Raw genomic sequence first — 1,550 nt, 5'->3', positions numbered from 1 at the left:
AAAAAGCACCTAAGAACTGGCTACTGGCATTTACCCCCATAGCGGTGGCTTTCGACTGGATTGGAGCGGATTTTGACAGCCAAGAAGGTAATAAAGCCTCCATCACATTAAATGCAATAAAGAAAATTCCTAAGCCAGCGAGTAATACATATTTTGACTGATAACCAAATATAAGAAGAAGCAAACCTGCAATAATGCCTGTAATGGCTGTTAAGAAAATGCCGCGCATTTTGCGATATTTTTCAGCGATGATAATGCTAGGAAATGCAAAAAACAGACTAATAACCAAAAGTGGCAAATACACCAAACCGTGGCTCGCCAAAGGAATATGCGCAAACTCAATAAGCTGTGATGGCACATAAATAAACATGGCGGTCAGCAATAAATGCAATGCAAAAACCGAAACGTGTAAACGGTTTAAATCACCCATTTGAATGACTTGTTTAAGCTGTGCCATGTAGCCTTGCTGATAATTACGATGGTGACGAGTGACTTTAGGCACCAGCAATAACATCGCAATCGCAATCAAACCCATGATGGTTGTCACAAAGAACAAACCAGAAATACCTACAAGGCTTGTGAGCCAAGGTCCAAGACTAAAAGCCACTACAAAAGATAGACCAATACTCATGCCCATGGCAGCCATGGCTTTAGTACGCTGCTCTTCACGCGTCACATCGGCTAAAAGTGCCATAACTACTGCCGAAACTGCACCCGCCCCAGCGATAGCACGGCCAATAATCACGCCATAAATGGTGTCAGATAGCCCGGCAATTGCGCCACCAATCGCAAAGAGCAATAGACCAAAGACCACAAGCGGTTTACGGCTAAAACGGTCAGCAAGTAAGCTAAATGGAATTTGTAAAATGGCCTGACTTAAACCATAAATACCTACAGCCAAACCAATGAGTGCTGGAGTCGCATATTGATATGACTGCCCAACTACAGAAAAGACAGGAATAATCATGAACAAGCCCAACATGCGTAGCGCAAAAATACTACTTAAGGCAAAAGTTGAGCGACGTTCCAAAGCATTCATCATATCAATACACGTTATCAAACTAAGTAAATTATAAGCCGATTCGTTTCTAAAAATACGGGACACCTTATTTAAAATAACGATTTGGGCTTAAAAAAATAAAGAGGCGTTTAGCCTCTTTAGTTTATCGAAGTTTGCTGAAAATTAGCTTAAGGCGACTGTTGCTCGCGCTTCGAATATTGAATTGAAGCGATAACCGCCCAAACAATGAACGCTACACCAATTAAACCTGTGACAACTTCAGGTACATGTACGCCAGTACCACTTGCAATCATAATGAATGCTAAAGCACCGATCGCATAATGCGCACCATGTTCCAAGAACACATAGGCATCTAACGTACCTTTTTCTACAAGATAAACTGTCATTGAACGGACGAAAATAGCACCAATTGCAAGACCGAGCATAATCACGACAACATCGCTAGTAATGGCAAATGCACCAATTACACCATCAAAACTAAATGATGCATCTAACACTTCAAGATATAAGAAACCACCTAAACCGGCTT

The 1,550-nt window shown here is 41.4% G+C and carries 2 protein-coding genes; both read right to left on the bottom strand.

Annotated features, from left to right (window positions below; translation table 11 throughout):
* The coding region (locus VXQ92_RS17350) for an MFS transporter (RefSeq protein ID WP_416682658.1) at window positions 1-1,042 on the bottom strand (1,042 nt) is incomplete at its 3' end.
* A 146-nt stretch (window positions 1,043-1,188) separates the two neighbouring features.
* A partial coding sequence (locus tag VXQ92_RS17345; protein WP_416682657.1) for a DUF475 domain-containing protein occupies window positions 1,189-1,550 on the bottom strand: 362 nt, incomplete at its 5' end.

Source organism: Acinetobacter sp. 228, assembly GCF_048147885.1.
Note: the sequence above shows the minus strand (reverse complement) of the source record. Positions and strands in the feature narration are given on the sequence as shown.